This is a genomic window from Niastella sp. sgz303648 (assembly GCF_059587045.1).
This window is the reverse complement of record NZ_JCAPSW010000001.1, coordinates 347280-365260: the sequence shown is the minus strand read 5'-3', so window position 1 is coordinate 365260 and position 17981 is coordinate 347280. Positions and strand designations below refer to the sequence as shown.

The window sequence follows — 17981 nt, the reverse complement described above, 5'->3', positions numbered from 1 at the left end:
TAAATCATGATATGCTATTCAAAAAAATATTTCTTTCACTAACAGTTATTGTATTTATTACAATTGTCAATGGTCAAACGCTCACCGTAGGTACTTTCAATTTACGGTATGATAATCCAAACGACACCGGTAACCTGTGGGTTCATCGGTTGCCTATAGCAGCAGCGCTGATTCAGTTTCACGATTTTGATGTGCTGGGCACACAGGAGGGATTACAAAATCAACTCGATGACCTGAAAGCAGCTATGCCGGGATATACTTATTATGGCATCGGACGCGATGATGGTAAAGAAAAAGGGGAGCATTCTGCTATCTTTTACAAAACCACAAAATTCGATGTATTGAAAAGCGGTGATTTCTGGTTGTCGCCCACTCCCGAAAAACCGGGACCCGGCTGGGATGCTCACCTGAACCGTATTTGTTCGTGGGTGTTGTTACAGGAACGTAAAACAAAAAAGAAGTTCTATTTCTTTAATGCGCATTACGACCACCAGGGTGTGCAGGCGCGTATTGAAAGCAGTAAGCTGATCGTGCAAAAAATAAAAGAAATAGCAGGCAATGAACCCACCGTTTTCACCGGCGATTTAAACGGTTCGCAAACCAGTGAATGGTATCAAACGCTCAGCAACTCGGGTTTTGTAAAGGATGCTTTTAAGCAGGTGGCGAAGCCTTACGCGAATAACGGCTCGTTCAATGGGTTTGGAGAAACTTTACAAAGCAATGAGATCATTGATCATATTTTTATCACAAATCAGCTACATGTGCAAAAGTGGGGCATATTAACCGACAGCTATCATGGTAAATTTCCATCCGATCACTTTCCCGTGCTGGCAGTGATTATATTATAAATAAAGCAAATAAATCGCGCAGGCGCAGTGCAATAACTATTATGCACTGCGCCTTCTTTTTGACCTGTAAACCTGTTAACTTATCAACTTATCAACCCATATTTATATTTTCTTAAAGTTGCGGTAACGGTTCGGTAACATGACAGCTATACTTTAGCGATGTTACTCTTATTGTATGCAACAACCAGGCAAACTCACCGGCACCCTTTTTATACAATTATCTGTACTGATGGGGGCATTTCTTTTGTTCTTCGTAATATTCTTTTCGAAGGCCACATCATTTATGTGGTTTAACTTTTATCATAATAACCGGCTCGATGTTTTTTTTACGTACTTCACTTACCTGGGCGATGGGTTAATAGCGGTGTTGGTTGTGGTGTTGTTGCTGTTGCTGGGATACCAAAAGCTCGCAGGCAAATGCTTTGTTGCTTTCATTGTATCGGGCCTGGTGGCACAGGTGTTGAAAAATTTATTTCATGCACCGCGCCCCCAATCTTATTTTCTGCATCAAACCTATCAGCATTTTATTGCCGGTGTAACACACGCCGGTTTTCATAGTTTTCCTTCGGGCCATACTACTACAGCATTTGCCATAGCCACCCTGCTGGCCTGCCATATGCGTAGAAATATAACCTGTATTGTGTTTTTTGTACTGGCATGCGGGGTAGGGTATTCACGCATTTACCTGGGACAGCATTTTGTGCCCGATGTGCTTGCCGGTATGGTGATTGGAATTTCAACCGCCATGATCGTTGAAAATCTTACCTTGTTCATTAAAATTCCTAAATTAAAACGATACGCGGCTACCATACAACATCATGAACAACCCGCTCTTGAGCTTTGAAAAACGTACCTTTTTACTGATTGCTGTAGCTACCTTCATACGATTATTTTTTAGTGGAATAGTTGAGTTGAATAATGATGAAGTGTATTACTATACCTATGCACAGCATCTGCAATGGAATTATTTCGACCATCCGCCCATGGTTGCTCTGTTCATCAGGTTCTTTACAGCAGGTTGTAATTTGAACCATGAATTCTTCATAAGGCTCCCGGCTGTTTTTGCGGCGGCAGTTTGCACCTGGATACTATTCAATATTGGTAAACTATTGCAGGATGCTTATACCGGTTGGCTGGCTGCTTGTTTGTTTACGGCCTCGTTTTATGCCAGCGTTATAACCGGACTGATCATTTTACCCGATTCACCACAGCTTATTTTCTGGATGCTGAGCGTTTATTGTATGCTGAGCATCGTTAAAAAACAGCTTACCAAACGGGCATTGAATATCCGGTTGCTGGCAACCGGACTTTTGATCGGCCTGTGTATGTTGAGTAAAATTCATGGCGCTTTTTTATGGGCCGGCTTTGGCGCATATATACTATTCAAAAAGCAGGAGCTGCTTAAAAATCCTTTTTTGTACATCGCCGGGTTGATCACTGTTGCGATGCTTATTCCATCTTACTTATGGACTGTTCACAACCAGTTCAGTACCTATAATTATCATAGCAGCAGAATCAGCTTCAGGCATGTGCAGGTTGATAGCTTTTTCAGGGAGTTGATCGGATCGTTCTTTTATAATAATCCGGTGAATGTGATTTTGCTTATCAGCGGCATTGTATATTTTAAAAGAAAGCGTATGCCTTTAGCTACAAACGGGAACGGGTTGTTGTGGTGGCTGGGCCTTCCTTTAATTTTTACGGTGCTGCTGCTGGCAGTATTCAACGATACACTGCCACACTGGAGCGGGCCCGGATTTACTACGCTGATTCCATTAACGGCGCTATATGTACGAAACAGAAATAAAACCCAATTATATACTGCACGATGGAGCATGCCTGCGATCATAAAATGGGCATTGGGGCTAACATCCGGCCTGCTGGTTGTTGCTATTTTATTAATCAATTACTGGCCGGGATCGTTGGGAAAAAAGCAACTACCTGAATGGGGAAAAGGTGATGTTACATTAGATATGTGCGGATGGCGTCAAATTGGAAATAAATTCAGTGATGTATATAAAAAAGACCAGCAGCTGTGGCAACACAACGCGCCTGCCACTATTTTTGCCGATTACTGGTTTCCGGCAGGTCACCTGCAATTTTATGTTGCTTCGCCTTTGCATTTGCCGGTGATGGCTGTTGGCAGCATGGGCGACATTCATCATTTTGCCTGGTTGAATCAACGACTTATTCCCCTTAAAAAAGGCGCCAACGCATATTATATTACGGTGTCGAATTTTTATGAACCACCGCCGGCTGAACTGCTCTCTTATTTTGAATCAGCATCTCTGCCTGTACTTATTGCGCAAACAAGAAGCGGGAAGGTGGTGCGGTATGTTTACGTGTACATGCTTATTAATTACAAGGGTGGGTTGCCGACAAATGGAGTTGTCAAATAGTTAACCGGTTAACAAGTTGATCAGTTAACAAGTTGATAAGTTAACATGTTAACCAGTTAACTTGTCAACTTATCAACTTATCAGCTCATGTCCAGGTTTTTCCATAACTTCTCGTCTTATGATTATAAACAAACCGCGGTTATGCATGAAGATTTAATATTACTCATTGGCCAGCACATTAAATATAAGCGCACCGAAAAAAAGATCACCCTCGAAGAGCTGGCTAACCGGGCCGGTGTTACCAAAGGATTAATTTCACAAATTGAAAATAACCGCACTGTTCCCTCTTTACCGGTATTGTTCAATCTGATACATGGGTTGAACGAGGATATTAAAACTTTCTTCGATGGTATGCATGAACATTTCACCAATGGCCATGTATTGATTGTTCGCAAAGGCGACGAAAAGCCCTTTGAAAAAGAACCGGTAAAAGGTTTTTCCTATAAACGCATTTTGTCAAAAAGTCTTATTACGCAGGCGGTTGATTTTGTATTGCTCGAATTAAAAAAAGATGCCGGGCGAAAACAACTAATCCGTACAGAAGCATTTGAATGCAAGCATGTACTTAAAGGAAAAATCGAATACGAAATAGAAAACGAAAAATTCATACTGCAATCCGGCGATACTATTTTTTTTGATGGCCGCGCCCGCCACCGCCTCCGCAACATTGGTAATTCAGATGCTTCGCTGCTGGTAGTTTATTTCTTTTAACAGGTCGTTTTCTGATATTTATAAATACTGTACAACGGTTTAGTATTTATAAACCTTAATGTTTTCATAAAATAGCCCTAACTATTACTTTACAGTACCTCGATAATTTCGCTGCCGTACTGGTTCCACTCTATTCATCCAAAAAAGCTGTTTATGGACCTGCAAATCCTAAAGAGAGCATCTTCTTTTTTGCTGCTGCTCTTATTACCTTTTTTTGTTATCGCTCAAAAATCAATTTCAGGAAAGATCATTTCTTCAAAAGACAATATGCCGGTTGCCGGTGTATCTGTGCTTATTAAAGGATCTTCAAAAGGCACATCAAGCAGTAGTGATGGCGCTTTTATCATTCACGCCAAAGAAGGCGATGTACTGGTAATAAGCGGCATTGGCTTCGAAACAAAAGAAGTAAAAGTTGATGGCGGAGATAATATTTCAGTAACGCTTAGTGAATCTACGAGGGGATTAAACGAAGTAGTGGTAACCGCACTGGGCGTAAAAAAAGAAATTAAAAAACTCGGTTATGCCATCCAAGAGGTGAAAGGCGAAGACCTGGTAAAGGCAAGAGAGCCAAACCCGATCAACAGCCTTGTTGGTAAAGTGTCGGGGTTAGATGTGGCTATTTCGCGTGAAATGCTGGCAGCGCCTGCTGTTTCGTTACGAGGCGCCAACATTTCGTTATATGTGGTAGATGGCATGCCCATTACATCAGATACCTGGAATATTAGTCCGGATGATATTGAAACCTACACCGTATTAAAAGGCCTTGCTGCTACTGCTATTTACGGCAGCCGTGCCCAGAACGGCGCCATTGTTATTACCACAAAACGTGGTAAAAAGAATGGCAAAGGCTATTCGATCGAATATAACTCCAGCACACAAATCGATAAAGGCTTTATTGCCATTCCCAAAACACAGGCTTTATATGGCGGTGGCGATTATTCGCAATACGCGTTTGGCGATGGCAAAGGCGGCGGTACAAACGATGGTGATTATGATGTATGGGGGCCTAAATTTGAAGGACAACTGGTACCGCAATACGATAGCCCGGTGGATCCTGTAACCGGTGTAAGAAAGGGTACGCCTTATGTTGCACGCGGTAAAGACAACCTGAAGAATTTCATACAGGCTGGTTTGTTAACCACCAATAGCCTTAGCTTTTCCGGCGCTACCGACCGGGGAAGCATCAGAATGTCGTTAAGCCACAGTTATCAGAAAGGCATTGTTCCCAATACGCGGTTGAACATTGCCAACTTTAATGTGGCGGCTTCTTACGATTTGAACAGCCGGTTGAAAATTGATGGTAACCTGAATTATAACCGCCAGTTTACGCCGAATATTCCCGATGTATTATACGGTCCCAACAGTGTTATATATAACCTCACTATCTGGACGGGCGCCGACTGGAGTGTAAACGATATGCGCAATTACTGGCAGCCCGGTAAAGAAGGCGTTCAATCTTTATTTGCCGAATACCAGCGCTACCACAACCCCTGGTTTATGAGCTATGAATGGCTGCGGGGTCATTATAAAACCGATGTATACGGAAACATTGGATTAACGTATAAGATCAATTCGCACATCGATGCCATGCTTCGTTCGAATGTGAGCACCTACGATGTATTGCGCACTGAAAAAATGCCTTATTCAGCCCATCCTTACGGACGTGAAGGAAACAAAGGCGATTATCGCGAAGACAGGCGTTCGTTATTCGACAACAATATCGAGGGTATTGTAAAGTACAGGTATCAACTGCCTGCCGGTTTTTCATTAGAAGCTTTTACAGGTGTTAATGCCCGTAACTTTAAATATAACTCAAGCTTTGTAACCACCGATTACCTGAGTGTTCCCGGTTTATATAATTTCGCCAACTCATTAAATCCGGTAAAGGCTTACAGCAGTGTGGCTGATATGACTGTGCTGAGCGCCTATTATTCGGCTACCATCGATTATAAAAATTATTTCAGCATTTCTACAACCGGTCGCGTAGATAAGCACTCGGCCCAACTCCAGAATAACAATACCTATTATTATCCGTCTGTTTCAATAGCTTCAAGCATTTCAGACTATGTGCAGCTGCCGGCATTAATTAGTTTTTTAAAGGTGCGCGCCAGCTATGCATCTGCCAAAGCAGCTAATACCACTACGTATATCGGCCCGGCTGCATATCCTCTTGGCTATGGATCACCTTATGTAACTATATATAATGGTCCAAATTACGATGTGAACAACGGTAGTATAACTGATCCGGCCTATACTATCGGCACCGTATATAATAATCTTACCGGCGCTTATGCACCCGGCAATAAAGTAGATCCCAATGTAAAATCGTCGGTATTAAAAAGTACTGAATTCGGTCTCGACTTCAGGGTGTTACAAAATCGCCTCGGACTTAGCGCTACATACTATACGAATATCAAAGGCCCCGGTATACAAACCACACCGGTGTCGCAAACAAGCGGCATTACAGGTATCACCACCAATGCCATTACCACCAAATTATCAGGTGTTGAACTTACTTTAAATGGAACACCCATACAAAGCGGCAAACTGCGCTGGGATGTACTGGTTAACTGGAGCACCTTTAAAGAAATATACAAAGACCTGCCCGCTGCTTTTGAAAGCTACCAGTTTCACCAGGGCGACCGGGTTGATAAATTGTTTGCCAGTGTAGCCGCTAAATCACCCGACGGACAGGTAATCAACAACAGCGCCGGCTATGCCGTGTATTTGCCCAAAGCGCAATATGTAGGAAACGGCGATGTTGACTTTAGCTGGGCTATCAATAACCGGTTTACCTATAAAACTTTCAGCCTTTCGTTTCAGTTCGATGGCAAAGTGGGTGGCATGGTACAGGATTACGTAAAAAGAAAATCTATCGAAGGCGGCAGCAATATCGAAACGGTTCAGGGTAAAGTAGGAGAGGCGAGAGATTATGAGTTTCATCATTACAGCGATGCCGGTTTTAAAGGAACCTATATTGGCGAAGGTGTGCAAATTTCAAACGGTGCTACTATTCAATACGATCCTGTAACAGGTGTTATTACCAATTATAAAGACCTGCAGTTTACACCCAATGCTTCACCTGCCAAATACATACAGGATTATGTAAGCAGCTTCTTCAATAATTTTGAGCATACATCGGTGGCAAAAACATATGCCAAGCTGCGTGAAGTGGTGCTTACCTATTCGGTTCCCACAAAATTTTTCGGCAATCAATCATTCATTACCCGGGTAGATGTGTCGCTGGTAGGCCGCAACCTGTTGTATTTCTTCCCTTCGCGTTTTAAGGATATCGATGTTGACCAGTATTCGGGAAGAAATATTTACAATACCAACCCGCGTGAGCCGAACCTGCAAACACCTACTACCAGAAGCTACGGGTTTAATTTAAATTTTGTTTTCTGATAGAAACAGAAAAGATATTTATTCAAACCAATACTATTAAAATGAAGAAATATATAATACACATTGCATTGCTGGCAGCCGTTATCACCGGCGCCGGTTGCAATAAACAGTTCGAACAAAATACCAATCCCAATGCGCCGGTGAGCGTGCCTGCCTACCTCGTATTGCGTCAGATATTAAATGATATGGTGGTATTGCCCGGTGGTGATGCCGATAAATTTTGCCAGTATACTTTATCATCGTATACCTATTATGGTAACAATGAATACTGGACGGGTGCTGCCACCCTGAATTATGGCACCCTGCGCAATGTGGTGGCTATGGAAAAAGAAGCCTCGAAATCTTCAGGCGATAATACACCTTATAGCGCCCTGGCCAAATTTCTGAAAGCCTACTTTTATGTAGGCATGAGTTTAAAGGTAGGTGATCTGCCAATGAGCGACGCCTTGAAACAACTGGATAATCTTACGCCGAAGTACGACACACAGAAAGATATCTTCAAACAATCGCTGCAGTTGCTCGAAGATGCCAATACCCAACTGGCATCTCTGATCAGCGCCGGTAACAATACATTGCTGGGAGATTTTTATTTTCAGGAAAGGATCAATAATGCCAAAGATCCGTTTGCCGCTTTAAAACTATGGCAAAAAGTGGTGAATACATTTAAGCTAAGAGTGCTTATTCATTTAAGTCATTATGAAAGCGATGCCGATCTGAATATAAAACAGCAATTCAGCAACGTTATCAACAATCCGTCGAAATATCCCATCATGACCGATTTGTCGGATAACCTTGAATACGTGTACAATGCCACGTACAATAAATATCCGAACAATAAAGACAATTATGGAAATGATGCCCTGCGCTTATGCGTGGCGGCTACCTGGTTAAATACGCTGGCCGGTTTGAATGATTTACGCGCCATGAAAGTGGCCGAGCCTGCCCGTGGTTTGGGTCATTCTGATACTTCTTATAATTCATTTGTAGGCGCAAGCAACGGCGAAGATTTAAGTACCATGGGTGGTAAGGTAGTGGCAGGGATGTATTCAACCATCGGTCGCAAACGGTATTACGACGGATATACCGGTGAAAATACCTTTATCATCAGCTATCCCGAAATGTGTTTGAATATTGCCGAAGCTATTAACCGCGGCTGGGTATCGGGCAATGCCGAAGACTGGTATCAGAAAGGGGTTAAAGCCATGTTCGCGTTTTATGGAATTGTTGATGGCGATAATACCATCAGTTTTTTACGAACCAATGCGCCCGGCGATTACATCAATTACACGGTAAATTTCAGCTTTACAAATTATTTCAATCAACCCGCGGTCAAATATGCGGGTAATAATGCGGCCGGTTTAAACCAGATACTTACGCAAAAGTACCTGGCCTTTGCCCGCAACTCGGGTTTTGAAGCCTATTATCAATGGCGCAGAACAGGCGTACCTGCATTTGCAACCGGACCTGGCATTGGTAACAGTGGTGTAATTCCGCTGCGTTATCAATATCCGGCATCTGAATTATCAACCAATAAAGACAATTATACGGCTGCTGTTAAAAGTCAGTACAACGGTGATGATAACATCAATGCAAAAATGTGGATCATAAAATAGCCCTGAGCGCCCTGTGCGAAGTCGAAGGGCTGCTGCAAGCGTTGAGTGTGCTGAGCGAAGTCGAAGCATCGAAGGGATGTTGAGCGCCCTGAGCGTAGTCGAAGGGTGAGCGTAGCCGAAGGGTCGAAACGCGCATAGTGAATAGAATTTACGTACCCATAATAAGTGTATATAATATCCTTGGGTTCATTCATGTGACACGGCGAAGCTTGTCGAGGTTTCGCCCTTTTTTAACCTACAGGTAATGTATAAGACATAGGTTTACATAGAGTGAGCGTAAAGAAAATGTTGAGGTATTCAAGATTGACCATTGACCATTCATCATTCACCATTGACCATTGACCCCGTCCGACCGGGTCGTCTGGGCGGGCATTCACAATTTTTGTCATAGGTAAGTAAGCTAAGTAGTTTTTTAAAGTAAACACGGCGACGCCTTTTCAGGCATCGCCCTTTTATAGATCCTGAGCGTAGTCGAAGGATTGAAGGATGAAAGACCCTGAGTCCCGCCATAGCGGGAAAGGGTAAGCGTTGAGCGTCGAGCGAAGTCGAGACGCGGGGATGGGAGTAATTCGGTCAGCTATAATAAATACATCTATATGAAAAAACTCATTCTCTTCTTTATCATAGCCGCCAGAGCCACACAACTGTCGGCCCAAAGCAAAACCGAAAACGTGGTAATAGTTACCCTCGATGGTATGCGCTGGCAGGAAGTGTTTTCGGGCGTTGATGCTGCTTTGATGGCCAATAAAGAATTTACCAGAGACAGTGCCGACATGGTACAAAAATTCTGGAGTGAAGATGCCATGGAACGCCGCAAAAAACTGTTCCCCTTTTTCTGGAATGTAATTGCCCAACAGGGACAATTATATGGCAACCGAAAGCTGGGCAATAATATTGATAATGCGAACAGATACTGGTTCTCGTACCCCGGCTATAATGAAATATTTACAGGCTATCCCGATACGGCTGTTAATTCGAATGACAAAATTCCAAATGCCAATGAAAATGTGCTGGAGTTTTTGAACAAACAGGCTGCGTTTAAAGGAAAAGTAGCTGCCTTTACTACCTGGGATTGCTTTCCGTATATTTTAAATGCCAAAAGAAGCGGCGTATATGTAAATGCCGATGTTGATACCCTTAAATTCAATTCACCTGCGCTGAAGCTGATCAACGATATGCAGTTTTTGACCACGCGTCCCATTGGCGTACGGCCCGATGTGTTGACCTATATGGCAGCGCGTGAATACCTGAAAGAATATAAGCCCAAAGTGTTGTACATAGCTTTTGACGAAACCGACGACTTTGCCCATGCCGGCATGTACGATCAATATATTGGCAGCGCCCATGCAGAGGATAATATGATCGCCGACCTATGGAAAACCCTGCAATCGATGCCCCAATACAAAAACAAAACAACGCTGATCGTTACCTGCGATCACGGTCGCGGTGACAAGGTAAAAGAAAACTGGCGCCATCACGGCGAAAAAATTGAAGATGCACATGAAATATGGCTGGCTGCCATGGGACCCGGTACACCCGTGCTGGGCGAAGTAAAAACAGCCACACAGTTATACCAGAAACAAATAGCTGCTACCATAGCCGTATTGCTGGGATATAACTTCACGGCTAATCATCCTGTTGCCGAACCTATTACCACCATCAGTAAAAAATAAATATGGATACAACACAGGCAACAATAATTGCCAACGATATCATATCGCTATATGAAAAATATGGCCACTCGGCCTATGCCGGTGAAAAAGTGTCGCAGTTGGAGCATATGGTACAGGCTGCTCAGCTTGCCGAACAACAGGGGTATGATGAAGAAGTTATACTGGCCGCCTTTCTGCACGATATAGGACATATATGTGTGGCTGTATCAGGCGATAACCACATGGATGGATGGGGCATCAAAGATCATGAAGAAGAAGGCGCCGCCTTTTTGCGCGAAAGAGGATTTTCAAAACGTCTTGTTCGTTTGGTTGAATCGCATGTTGAGGCGAAGCGGTATCTCACCTGCAAACATCCTGAATACTACGAACAGTTATCGGAAGCCAGTAAAAAAACACTCGATTACCAGGGCGGACCTATGGAGAACGATGAGACGGCTGCCTTTGAGCAGCATCCGTTATTTGACCTGATCATTCAAATGCGGCATTGGGATGATGATGCGAAAGTAGAGCACCTGCCCGTCGCTGGTTTGGAAAAGTATCAGGAAATGATGATACGGCATTTAACCCATTAAGTAATGTCGAACATCGAATGTCGAATGTTCAACTTTGAAATTCGATATTCAATATTCAACATTCAATATTTAATTTTTAACGGTTTTCATGAGCAACATACAACTTATTGTTTTCGATATAGCAGGTACAACGGTGAAAGACAAGGGGAATGTGGCTATCGCATTTACCGAGGCATTCATGGAGTTTGATATTAAAATATTTCAAAACGAGGTAAGCCAGGTAATGGGTTTCAGAAAGAAAGATGCCATTCGTATACTGCTTGAAAAATCGCGCATCACTGCTGCGGATGATAATCATGAACTGATCGAAAAAATTCATGAGGCTTTTACCCGGAACATCATTCGCTCTTATGAAAATGATGCAGACTTAAAGCCGATGCCCTATGCCGAACAGCTATTTACCATGCTGAAACAATGGGGCATCCGGATCGCGCTGAATACCGGTTTTACCCGAAGCGTAACCGATACCATATTACAAAAACTGCAGTGGGATCAATCGGCCAATATTGACATGGTGGTTTGCAGTGATGAAGTTCCGCAGGGACGTCCGTACCCGTATATGATACAAGCCATCATGCAGCAAACAGAGGTTGCCGATAGCAGGTTCGTGGTAAAAGTAGGGGATACTTCTGTTGACATAGAGGAAGGACGTAATGCAGGATGCGGACTGGTAATAAGTGTTACCACCGGTGCGGCCACCCGTGCCGAGCTGGAATTGTCAAAACCCGATAGGATCATTGATAGTCTTGAAGAATTGCCGGCATTGATATAATCATCTTTTGAGTACCATTACCACCACCATACCATCCAATTCAAAAAAGCAGGTTGGCCTTGCTTTAGCATCAGCTGCTGTATCATTTCTGGCTTATACTTCTGTGTATGCTTTTCGCAAACCATTTACCGTAGCCGGTTACAATGATAGTTCTTTTGCCGGTATAAGCTATCAAACCCTGTTGATCATCAGCCAGGGCCTCGGCTATATGCTCAGCAAATTCTGCGGCATTAAATTCATTGCCGAATTAAAGCGGTTGCACCGGTGGAAAACAAGCGCCCTACTAATTACCGTTGCCTGGTTATGTTTACTGGTATTGGCCCTTGTACCTGCCCCCTGGGGCATGCTGTGCTTATTTGTAAACGGCTTTGTATTGGGTTTTATGTGGGGTGTTATTTTCAGTTATGTAGAAGGACGCAGAGCAACCGACTTCATCGGATCGGCCATGGCGGTGAGTTTTATATTTGCCGGCGGCTTCACCCGTTCTGTAGCTTTGTGGCTGCACGATACCTGGCATGTGCCCGGCCCCTGGCTGGCGTTTGTAACCGGATTGGTGTTTGTTGTACCCCTTGTTATATTTATTTACCTGCTTGAAAAAATGCCTGCACCCGATGAAAAAGATGTGCAACACAGAAGTGAACGGCTGCCCATGACTGGGGCCGACCGCAAAAACTTTCTGAAGCGCTTTGGTATTGGTGTTATAGCAGTAACCATCACCTACCTGATGTTAACCATCATGCGTGACATACGCGACAATTTTATGGGTAATTTGTTTGAAGAACTCGGCTATGGGTCAAAGCCGGCTATTTTCACGCAAACCGAAACCAATACTTCGGTGGTATTACTGCTGGTGATGAGTTTGCTGGTATTCGTTCGCAACAATATGCGCACATTACGTTTGGTGCATGTAGTGGTGATCATAGGTTTTTTACTGGCCGGTATATCTTCTGCTTTATTTATTGCCGGTGCCATGAATGGTTTGCTGTGGATGCAGCTGGTGGGGCTTGGTTTATATATGGGATATGTGCCTTTTAACTGTATTTTTTTTGAACGCCTGATTGCATCGTTCAAGGTAGCCGGCAATGTGGGATTTTTAATTTATGTGGCAGATGCCTGGGGTTATCTGGGCAGCTCGGCCGTGATGTTATCGAAAGAAATATTTCAGATAAAATTAATGTGGTCGCAGTTTTATCCTGCCATTGTAGTACTATTTTCGATAGCAGGGTTATTGGGAACCTGCTTTTCGTTGATATACTTTAACAAAAAGTATTTTTCTACCATGTAGGATACAGTGTTGTTACAAGTTACAGGTTCCATGTTACATGGACCTTGTAACTAACCTGGAACCTGAAACCTGAAACATGCAACCTGAAACCTGAAATACAACTTCAATGTCTGATAAAACCGCAATAGTAATCGGCGCCGGTATAGCCGGATTGGCTATGGCCCGTGCGCTGGCTATAAAAGGAATTTCGGTAAAAGTTTTTGATCGTGCCCCACAGGCAAGCGGCGCCTCCATTCGTAATTTCGGAATGATATGGCCCATTGGTCAGCCACCCGGCAAATTATTTGAATGTGCTGTTCGTACCCGCAATATATGGAAGGAGATCAGCGATGCAGGCGCGTTTGATTACAACCCATCGGGTAGTTTGCACCTGGCGTACCATGCCGAAGAATGGAACGTGTTGCAGGAACTGCATGATCAGTTCAAACAGGAAAGAAAAGTGAGTTTGTTATCGCCGCAGCAGATTGCCGGTAAATCACCAGCTGTAATAACTGATAATCTGATTGGCGGTTTGTATAGTGAAGAAGAAGGCATTGTTGATCCGCGTGCAGCCATTGCCGCCCTGCCGGTATGGTTACACGAAAAATATGGAATCACTTTTTGTTTTGGCAAATGCGTTAGCTATGTAGCCGATAACACCGTTTATGTTGGACAGGATGAAGATTATGAGGCCGATCTGATTGTTATTTGTAGCGGCGCTGATTTTGAAACCCTGTATCCCGAAGCATTTAGTCAGTTAAAGATCACCAAATGCAAACTGCAGATGATGCGATTTGCTGCACAGCCCGGTAACTGGCATATTGGTCCGGCCCTGTGTGGCGGGTTGTCGCTGGTACATTATAAAGGGTTTGCAATGGCGCCTTCGTTACTGTTATTACGCCGGCGGTATGAGCAGGACCATCCCGATTACCTGCGGTATGGCATACATGTAATGGTATCGCAAAACAGTAAGTTCGAATTAACCATAGGCGATTCGCATGAATATGGCCCGTCGCCCGATCCGTTCGATAAAGCCTTTATCAATCAGATGATCCTTGACTACCTGAAATCATTTGCGCGGTTTAAAGACAACACCATCACTGCCACCTGGAATGGAGTATATGCAAAACTTACCAATGGCGACAGTCATTTATTTGTTTCTCCGGAACCAGGTGTGTATTTTTTTAACGGGCTGGGTGGTGCAGGGATGACCCTGTCGTTCGGACTGGCAGAAGAAGTTACAGCCTCTTTATAACCATTTATTCTACAAATATCAACCCCTGATCATTGCAATATTCGAAAGCCAGGGGAAGTTAGAAAAATGAGTTTGTTATAGTTGCTGCTACGTGTTTATTCAGCCGCCGCCTGTTCCTTTTGTTTTTTTACCGGTTTTTTACGGGTGCGGGTCTTACCGGCTTTTGGGGCTGCTTTCTTTTTGCCTGCCGCAGATTTTTTATTGGTTTTTATAATGTCAGAAGCCAGTTGTTTGCTTACTTTTTCAAGCCGGTTTTCGAGCTTTTTTTCTTTCAGTTTATATTCAACCAGGCTGCCGGAGAGCTTTTCAAATACAATTTTAGACAGTTGCTTTTTAGTTACCTTTTTAGGTTTTGCATCCCGCCCCGGGCGGGATTTTTTTGCCTTAGCCATAGAATAGTTGATTTTTAAGATTTAATACAATAATAATAATTACTTAACATTTGCAATGTTAAGTTTTGCAATGTCCCACCTGCGGCGGTTCTGAGTGAAGCCTGCCCGACTATTGGCGGGTTGAAGGATGTCGCGCCAGGGCGCAAAGGCGCAAATATGATCGCTTCGCGATCTATAAGAACGCTAAGAAAAAGGCTTTGCGGCTTAGCGCCTTTGCGCGAAATTTAAAAGCGAATTAGTAACAATGACTTAATTCTATCAGTCAGCGCTTATCGATACCTTGCGTCGGTTTTGGCTAAATACTTACACTGCATGAAATGGACCCTGATAAGCACTTCATCGACCGGCATTAAAGAGTATCATCTGATAAATGACAATCAGGTTATAATGGTGCTCAAGTACAGTATAGAGCAGCAATCGGTTCGTATTCGAATAAGTTTTGCCAATGAGCATCTTGTTTTTCTGATGGAGCCTACGGGTTTTGCCAACAGGATCTTTATTAAAAACGCCTATGGCGTTGATCTGGGAAAATTTGCATACAATAGTCGCAGTAACACCGGCAATATCGAGATCAATAATGCGGCACTTCAGTATAATGTTATAGATAGTAATCCTTTCAAATTAATCCTTCACAATCGTTCGCGGCAGCAGCCGATGGCGGTATGCCATTTACCGGTAAATTCAGTTGGCTTATCAATATATGAATATGCCTGTTTTGTATTGAGTGTGTATTGGTATACGGCTGTGCATGCATCTAATAAAGTGTAAGCGCATCAACAAAAAAGCCCCGCATTTCGCGAGGCTTATTATTGACCGTAAGCGGCCACGATTATAATAGCAAGATTATAAGGCGTTACCTGTTTATTCCAATAGCAGAAGCTAATCTTTATCAAATCTTTTATACTGTGCAAAAAAAATGTTGCTGTTGCCATTTTTAATCGTTGTGCTGATTGCGCCGCCGTACCTGTGGCCTTTATCGTGCCGGAAGGCATACTGCGTACACATTGTTTGCCATTTTGTACATAGTAAATTTTGTCGCCTAATTTGCCTGACAACTGGCCTGAAAGAATTGATTTATATTTTGCCATATAAGTAAGTTTTGAAAATGAATAATTTGTTTTTTGTTTTTGGTATTGCCTTGTTTTAATCATTACCGCCTATCGTTTAAAGCACGTAAAGCAACAAGCACGAAGTGTAAAATTGTTAATACTATTAAATAAGTTTTTATATTTTCCATACGTTTAAATATTATTAGTGATGAAATTTGTTGGTGTTAAAATGTTACTTGTTCCAGGTTACATGGTTCCAGTGAACTCCCGGATTGTCGGGTTACAGTGGCTCAACTAAAGTATCTTGCCCGTTAATATGCTCATGAAACCTGTAACCTGAAACTTGCAACATAAAAGGATAAGGTCTTAATTAACCATTAGGTAACGGTTACCACACCCGTGTAGGAACTGTCGAAAACGGTTTTACCATCGGCCGAAATAAAAGCCAGCCAGGTATGTACCTGCTGCCCGCTGAATTCGGGCATTTCAAGGCTTGCAGTACCTGTGCTGCGTGCAGGGCCTTCCAGCGCGTATTCGCTTACGTTAAGCGCTTCGCAATACGCTACCAGAATAGCCTTGTCATCGGGCTTTACGCCACTTTTACTTCTGTTACTCCAGGTAAACGTAATGGTTTCCTTTAGCGTTGATGATGCAGTGGCGGCTATTGCCCCTCTTACTTCACCGCGGCTTACCATTACCTGGGTGTAATCAATACCAAAATCGGGCGACTGACCGATGATGGCATTTTTCATAAGGTCTCTTACGGCTGCGTTAAATCCCGAAATGCTGGATGACACATCGCGGAAACCAATCCGTACGACCTTTTTGATAGACCTAAGGAACTTTACTACTGCAGCCATTTTCTCACGGTGTTCCTGTTGACCGGGAGTTGCTGGTTTGTTACTACGTGATCCACGGCTGCGAACATAATTTGTGTTCTTCCATTTGCCGCCTACCACGGTGCCTACTTTGCCGCGAACGCCGCCAAGTATGCCTTCTTCGATTCTAGCCATAAAAAGCTGTTTTTAAGTGAACAAATTGGGTTTACTAACAACCGAACCGCCGGCTGTAACCGGTATATTCCATTGGCCCGATTGACAACACAAACATACTTCGGCAAAAAAAAGGGCCATTCGCGTTTACTCACATTCGCTCACTTTTACTCATTCTTACTCACTTTGACTCACATTTGTCCGCTTTTGGCGCATTTGTCGCCATTTTTTTAAACATGTTGTTGTAATTTGTATCTGCGTGTGAATTCCGGATTGGCTTACCAGTGAGTAACTGCTATGAAAGAGGAGAGACTATTTTAAATTTAGATGGACAAGCCATTTTCAGTGAAAGATGTTTTGACACAACCCGGCAGCCCTTATGACAACGCTATTGCAGAAAGAGTAAATGGTATACTTAAAACCGAACTGGAGCTGTAAAGCTATTTAGGGCAAAACCACAAACTGTAAAGTTATATCCGTATTATTGTGAGCACTGTAAAGCTATATCAGTATTAATCACCCCCACCTGTAAAGCTTTTTCAGTATAAGACATTTACCCATTGTATACCCAACGTTTACCCAAAGTATACCTGTTGTTTACCTTTTGCTTACCCTTTGCTTACCTTTTGTTTACCCCGCGGTTACCCGTTGTTTACCCTTTTCGATACCCTGAAGAGGTATTTTCTTTATACCTCGCATATATTTTCTTTACCCCTTCTTTACCTAAGGGGTAATAAAAAGGTAAGCATGGTATTTACCAAATACTAAGGAAAACTAAAGAAGGTGGTAAAGAAAGGTAAACCAACCCTGTTAATGGAGCGTGCAGGATTAATTAACAGTATATCTCCGCATAAAGAAAAAGCCCCGCGATGCGGGACTAAAAATTAAAACAAACTTAAAATGATTCTACCCGAATCACAGGGCATGCTATTGATCATGGGCCCGGCGTCTGTTGTTTCAGGAATACCTTAGCTCGATATCACCGTCCACAGACGGATGATCTTTTATATGGCGCGACGTTAATATGGCCTGTTAAAGC

Annotated in this window: 17 protein-coding genes; 13 read left to right on the top strand and 4 right to left on the bottom strand. The window is 43.1% G+C overall.

Annotation, left to right across the window (positions count from 1 at the left end; translation table 11 throughout):
- The first annotated feature begins 11 nt into the window (after positions 1-11).
- The 6 genes from AC59IL_RS01330 (at position 12) to AC59IL_RS01305 (ending at position 8973) form a co-directional block, all read left to right on the top strand.
- On the top strand, positions 12-848 hold the full coding sequence (locus tag AC59IL_RS01330) for an endonuclease/exonuclease/phosphatase family protein (protein WP_496550263.1): 837 nt from the start codon (positions 12-14) through the stop codon (positions 846-848).
- A gap of 175 nt (positions 849-1023) precedes the next feature.
- The gene (locus AC59IL_RS01325) at positions 1024-1692 is read left to right on the top strand and encodes a phosphatase PAP2 family protein (protein WP_496550262.1); all 669 of its coding nucleotides are present in this window, start codon (positions 1024-1026) and stop codon (positions 1690-1692) included.
- Positions 1667-3244 (top strand): ArnT family glycosyltransferase, encoded by a 1578-nt coding sequence (locus AC59IL_RS01320; RefSeq protein ID WP_496550261.1) that lies wholly within the window; start codon positions 1667-1669, stop codon positions 3242-3244. Before AC59IL_RS01325 ends, AC59IL_RS01320 begins: the two co-directional genes overlap by 26 nt.
- 141 nt (positions 3245-3385) lie before the next feature.
- Entirely contained in the window at positions 3386-3955 is a 570-nt protein-coding gene (locus AC59IL_RS01315; RefSeq protein WP_496550260.1) for a helix-turn-helix domain-containing protein, read from the top strand.
- A 153-nt stretch (positions 3956-4108) separates the two neighbouring features.
- Positions 4109-7360 carry a SusC/RagA family TonB-linked outer membrane protein gene (locus AC59IL_RS01310; RefSeq protein WP_496550259.1) on the top strand — a complete coding sequence of 1084 codons (3252 nt, stop codon included), beginning with the start codon at positions 4109-4111 and terminating at the stop codon, positions 7358-7360.
- A 41-nt stretch (positions 7361-7401) separates the two neighbouring features.
- Positions 7402-8973 carry a SusD/RagB family nutrient-binding outer membrane lipoprotein gene (locus AC59IL_RS01305; RefSeq protein WP_496550258.1) on the top strand — a complete coding sequence of 524 codons (1572 nt, stop codon included), beginning with the start codon at positions 7402-7404 and terminating at the stop codon, positions 8971-8973.
- On the opposite strand, the gene AC59IL_RS01300 is transcribed toward AC59IL_RS01305, so the two are convergent.
- A complete protein-coding gene (locus AC59IL_RS01300; protein ID WP_496550257.1) occupies positions 8963-9109 on the bottom strand; it encodes a hypothetical protein in 147 nt (48 codons plus the stop codon). The genes AC59IL_RS01305 and AC59IL_RS01300 overlap by 11 nt on opposite strands.
- A gap of 460 nt (positions 9110-9569) precedes the next feature.
- Between AC59IL_RS01300 and AC59IL_RS01295 the strand changes: the two genes are divergently transcribed.
- The 5 genes from AC59IL_RS01295 to AC59IL_RS01275 all read left to right on the top strand — a co-directional run bounded on the left by AC59IL_RS01295 (position 9570) and on the right by AC59IL_RS01275 (position 14509).
- The gene (locus tag AC59IL_RS01295; RefSeq protein ID WP_496550256.1) at positions 9570-10646 is read left to right on the top strand and encodes an alkaline phosphatase family protein; all 1077 of its coding nucleotides are present in this window, start codon (positions 9570-9572) and stop codon (positions 10644-10646) included.
- 2 nt (positions 10647-10648) lie between these two features.
- Positions 10649-11218 (top strand): phosphonate degradation HD-domain oxygenase, encoded by a 570-nt coding sequence (locus AC59IL_RS01290; protein ID WP_496550255.1) that lies wholly within the window; start codon positions 10649-10651, stop codon positions 11216-11218.
- An 88-nt stretch (positions 11219-11306) separates the two neighbouring features.
- On the top strand, positions 11307-11990 hold the full coding sequence (locus AC59IL_RS01285) for an HAD-IA family hydrolase (protein WP_496550254.1): 684 nt from the start codon (positions 11307-11309) through the stop codon (positions 11988-11990).
- A gap of 7 nt (positions 11991-11997) precedes the next feature.
- Positions 11998-13275: a DUF5690 family protein gene (locus tag AC59IL_RS01280; protein WP_496550253.1), complete on the top strand. Its 1278-nt coding sequence runs from the start codon at positions 11998-12000 to the stop codon at positions 13273-13275.
- Between the two features lie 106 nt (positions 13276-13381).
- The gene (locus AC59IL_RS01275; RefSeq protein WP_496550252.1) at positions 13382-14509 is read left to right on the top strand and encodes a TIGR03364 family FAD-dependent oxidoreductase; all 1128 of its coding nucleotides are present in this window, start codon (positions 13382-13384) and stop codon (positions 14507-14509) included.
- A 95-nt stretch (positions 14510-14604) separates the two neighbouring features.
- On the opposite strand, the gene AC59IL_RS01270 is transcribed toward AC59IL_RS01275, so the two are convergent.
- Positions 14605-14901, bottom strand: coding sequence for a hypothetical protein (locus tag AC59IL_RS01270; protein WP_496550251.1), 297 nt, complete (start codon positions 14899-14901; stop codon positions 14605-14607).
- 312 nt (positions 14902-15213) lie between these two features.
- Here AC59IL_RS01270 and AC59IL_RS01265 point away from each other — a divergent pair, with 312 nt between their 5' ends.
- On the top strand, positions 15214-15669 hold the full coding sequence (locus AC59IL_RS01265) for a hypothetical protein (protein WP_496550250.1): 456 nt from the start codon (positions 15214-15216) through the stop codon (positions 15667-15669).
- 38 nt (positions 15670-15707) lie between these two features.
- Here the strand turns inward: AC59IL_RS01265 and AC59IL_RS01260 are convergent, their stop codons facing one another.
- Both AC59IL_RS01260 and AC59IL_RS01255 read right to left on the bottom strand, forming a co-directional pair.
- Positions 15708-15989 carry a hypothetical protein gene (locus tag AC59IL_RS01260; protein WP_496550249.1) on the bottom strand — a complete coding sequence of 94 codons (282 nt, stop codon included), beginning with the start codon at positions 15987-15989 and terminating at the stop codon, positions 15708-15710.
- A 338-nt stretch (positions 15990-16327) separates the two neighbouring features.
- Complete coding sequence (locus tag AC59IL_RS01255; protein WP_496550248.1) at positions 16328-16963, bottom strand: DUF6266 family protein; 636 nt, start codon at positions 16961-16963, stop codon at positions 16328-16330.
- A gap of 306 nt (positions 16964-17269) precedes the next feature.
- On the opposite strand from AC59IL_RS01255, the gene AC59IL_RS01250 reads away from it, so the two are divergent.
- On the top strand, positions 17270-17380 hold the full coding sequence (locus AC59IL_RS01250; protein ID WP_496550247.1) for an integrase core domain-containing protein: 111 nt from the start codon (positions 17270-17272) through the stop codon (positions 17378-17380).
- The last annotated feature ends 601 nt before the right edge of the window (positions 17381-17981 follow it).

Excerpts from the sequence above, each read along its gene's own strand:
- AC59IL_RS01315 (WP_496550260.1), top strand. The coding sequence starts at position 3,386 with ATGCATGAAGATTTAATATTACTCATTGGCCAGCACATTAAATATAAG.
- AC59IL_RS01285 (WP_496550254.1), top strand. The coding sequence starts at position 11,307 with ATGAGCAACATACAACTTATTGTTTTCGATATAGCAGGTACAACGGTG.
- AC59IL_RS01325 (WP_496550262.1), top strand. The coding sequence starts at position 1,024 with ATGCAACAACCAGGCAAACTCACCGGCACCCTTTTTATACAATTATCT.
- AC59IL_RS01300 (WP_496550257.1), bottom strand. The coding sequence starts at position 9,109 with ATGCGCGTTTCGACCCTTCGGCTACGCTCACCCTTCGACTACGCTCAG.
- AC59IL_RS01275 (WP_496550252.1), top strand. The coding sequence starts at position 13,382 with ATGTCTGATAAAACCGCAATAGTAATCGGCGCCGGTATAGCCGGATTG.
- AC59IL_RS01305 (WP_496550258.1), top strand. The coding sequence starts at position 7,402 with ATGAAGAAATATATAATACACATTGCATTGCTGGCAGCCGTTATCACC.
- AC59IL_RS01250 (WP_496550247.1), top strand. The coding sequence starts at position 17,270 with ATGGACAAGCCATTTTCAGTGAAAGATGTTTTGACACAACCCGGCAGC.
- AC59IL_RS01255 (WP_496550248.1), bottom strand. The coding sequence starts at position 16,963 with ATGGCTAGAATCGAAGAAGGCATACTTGGCGGCGTTCGCGGCAAAGTA.
- AC59IL_RS01320 (WP_496550261.1), top strand. The coding sequence starts at position 1,667 with ATGAACAACCCGCTCTTGAGCTTTGAAAAACGTACCTTTTTACTGATT.
- AC59IL_RS01295 (WP_496550256.1), top strand. The coding sequence starts at position 9,570 with ATGAAAAAACTCATTCTCTTCTTTATCATAGCCGCCAGAGCCACACAA.
- AC59IL_RS01330 (WP_496550263.1), top strand. The coding sequence starts at position 12 with ATGCTATTCAAAAAAATATTTCTTTCACTAACAGTTATTGTATTTATT.
- AC59IL_RS01270 (WP_496550251.1), bottom strand. The coding sequence starts at position 14,901 with ATGGCTAAGGCAAAAAAATCCCGCCCGGGGCGGGATGCAAAACCTAAA.
- AC59IL_RS01265 (WP_496550250.1), top strand. The coding sequence starts at position 15,214 with ATGAAATGGACCCTGATAAGCACTTCATCGACCGGCATTAAAGAGTAT.
- AC59IL_RS01290 (WP_496550255.1), top strand. The coding sequence starts at position 10,649 with ATGGATACAACACAGGCAACAATAATTGCCAACGATATCATATCGCTA.
- AC59IL_RS01310 (WP_496550259.1), top strand. The coding sequence starts at position 4,109 with ATGGACCTGCAAATCCTAAAGAGAGCATCTTCTTTTTTGCTGCTGCTC.
- AC59IL_RS01260 (WP_496550249.1), bottom strand. The coding sequence starts at position 15,989 with ATGGCAAAATATAAATCAATTCTTTCAGGCCAGTTGTCAGGCAAATTA.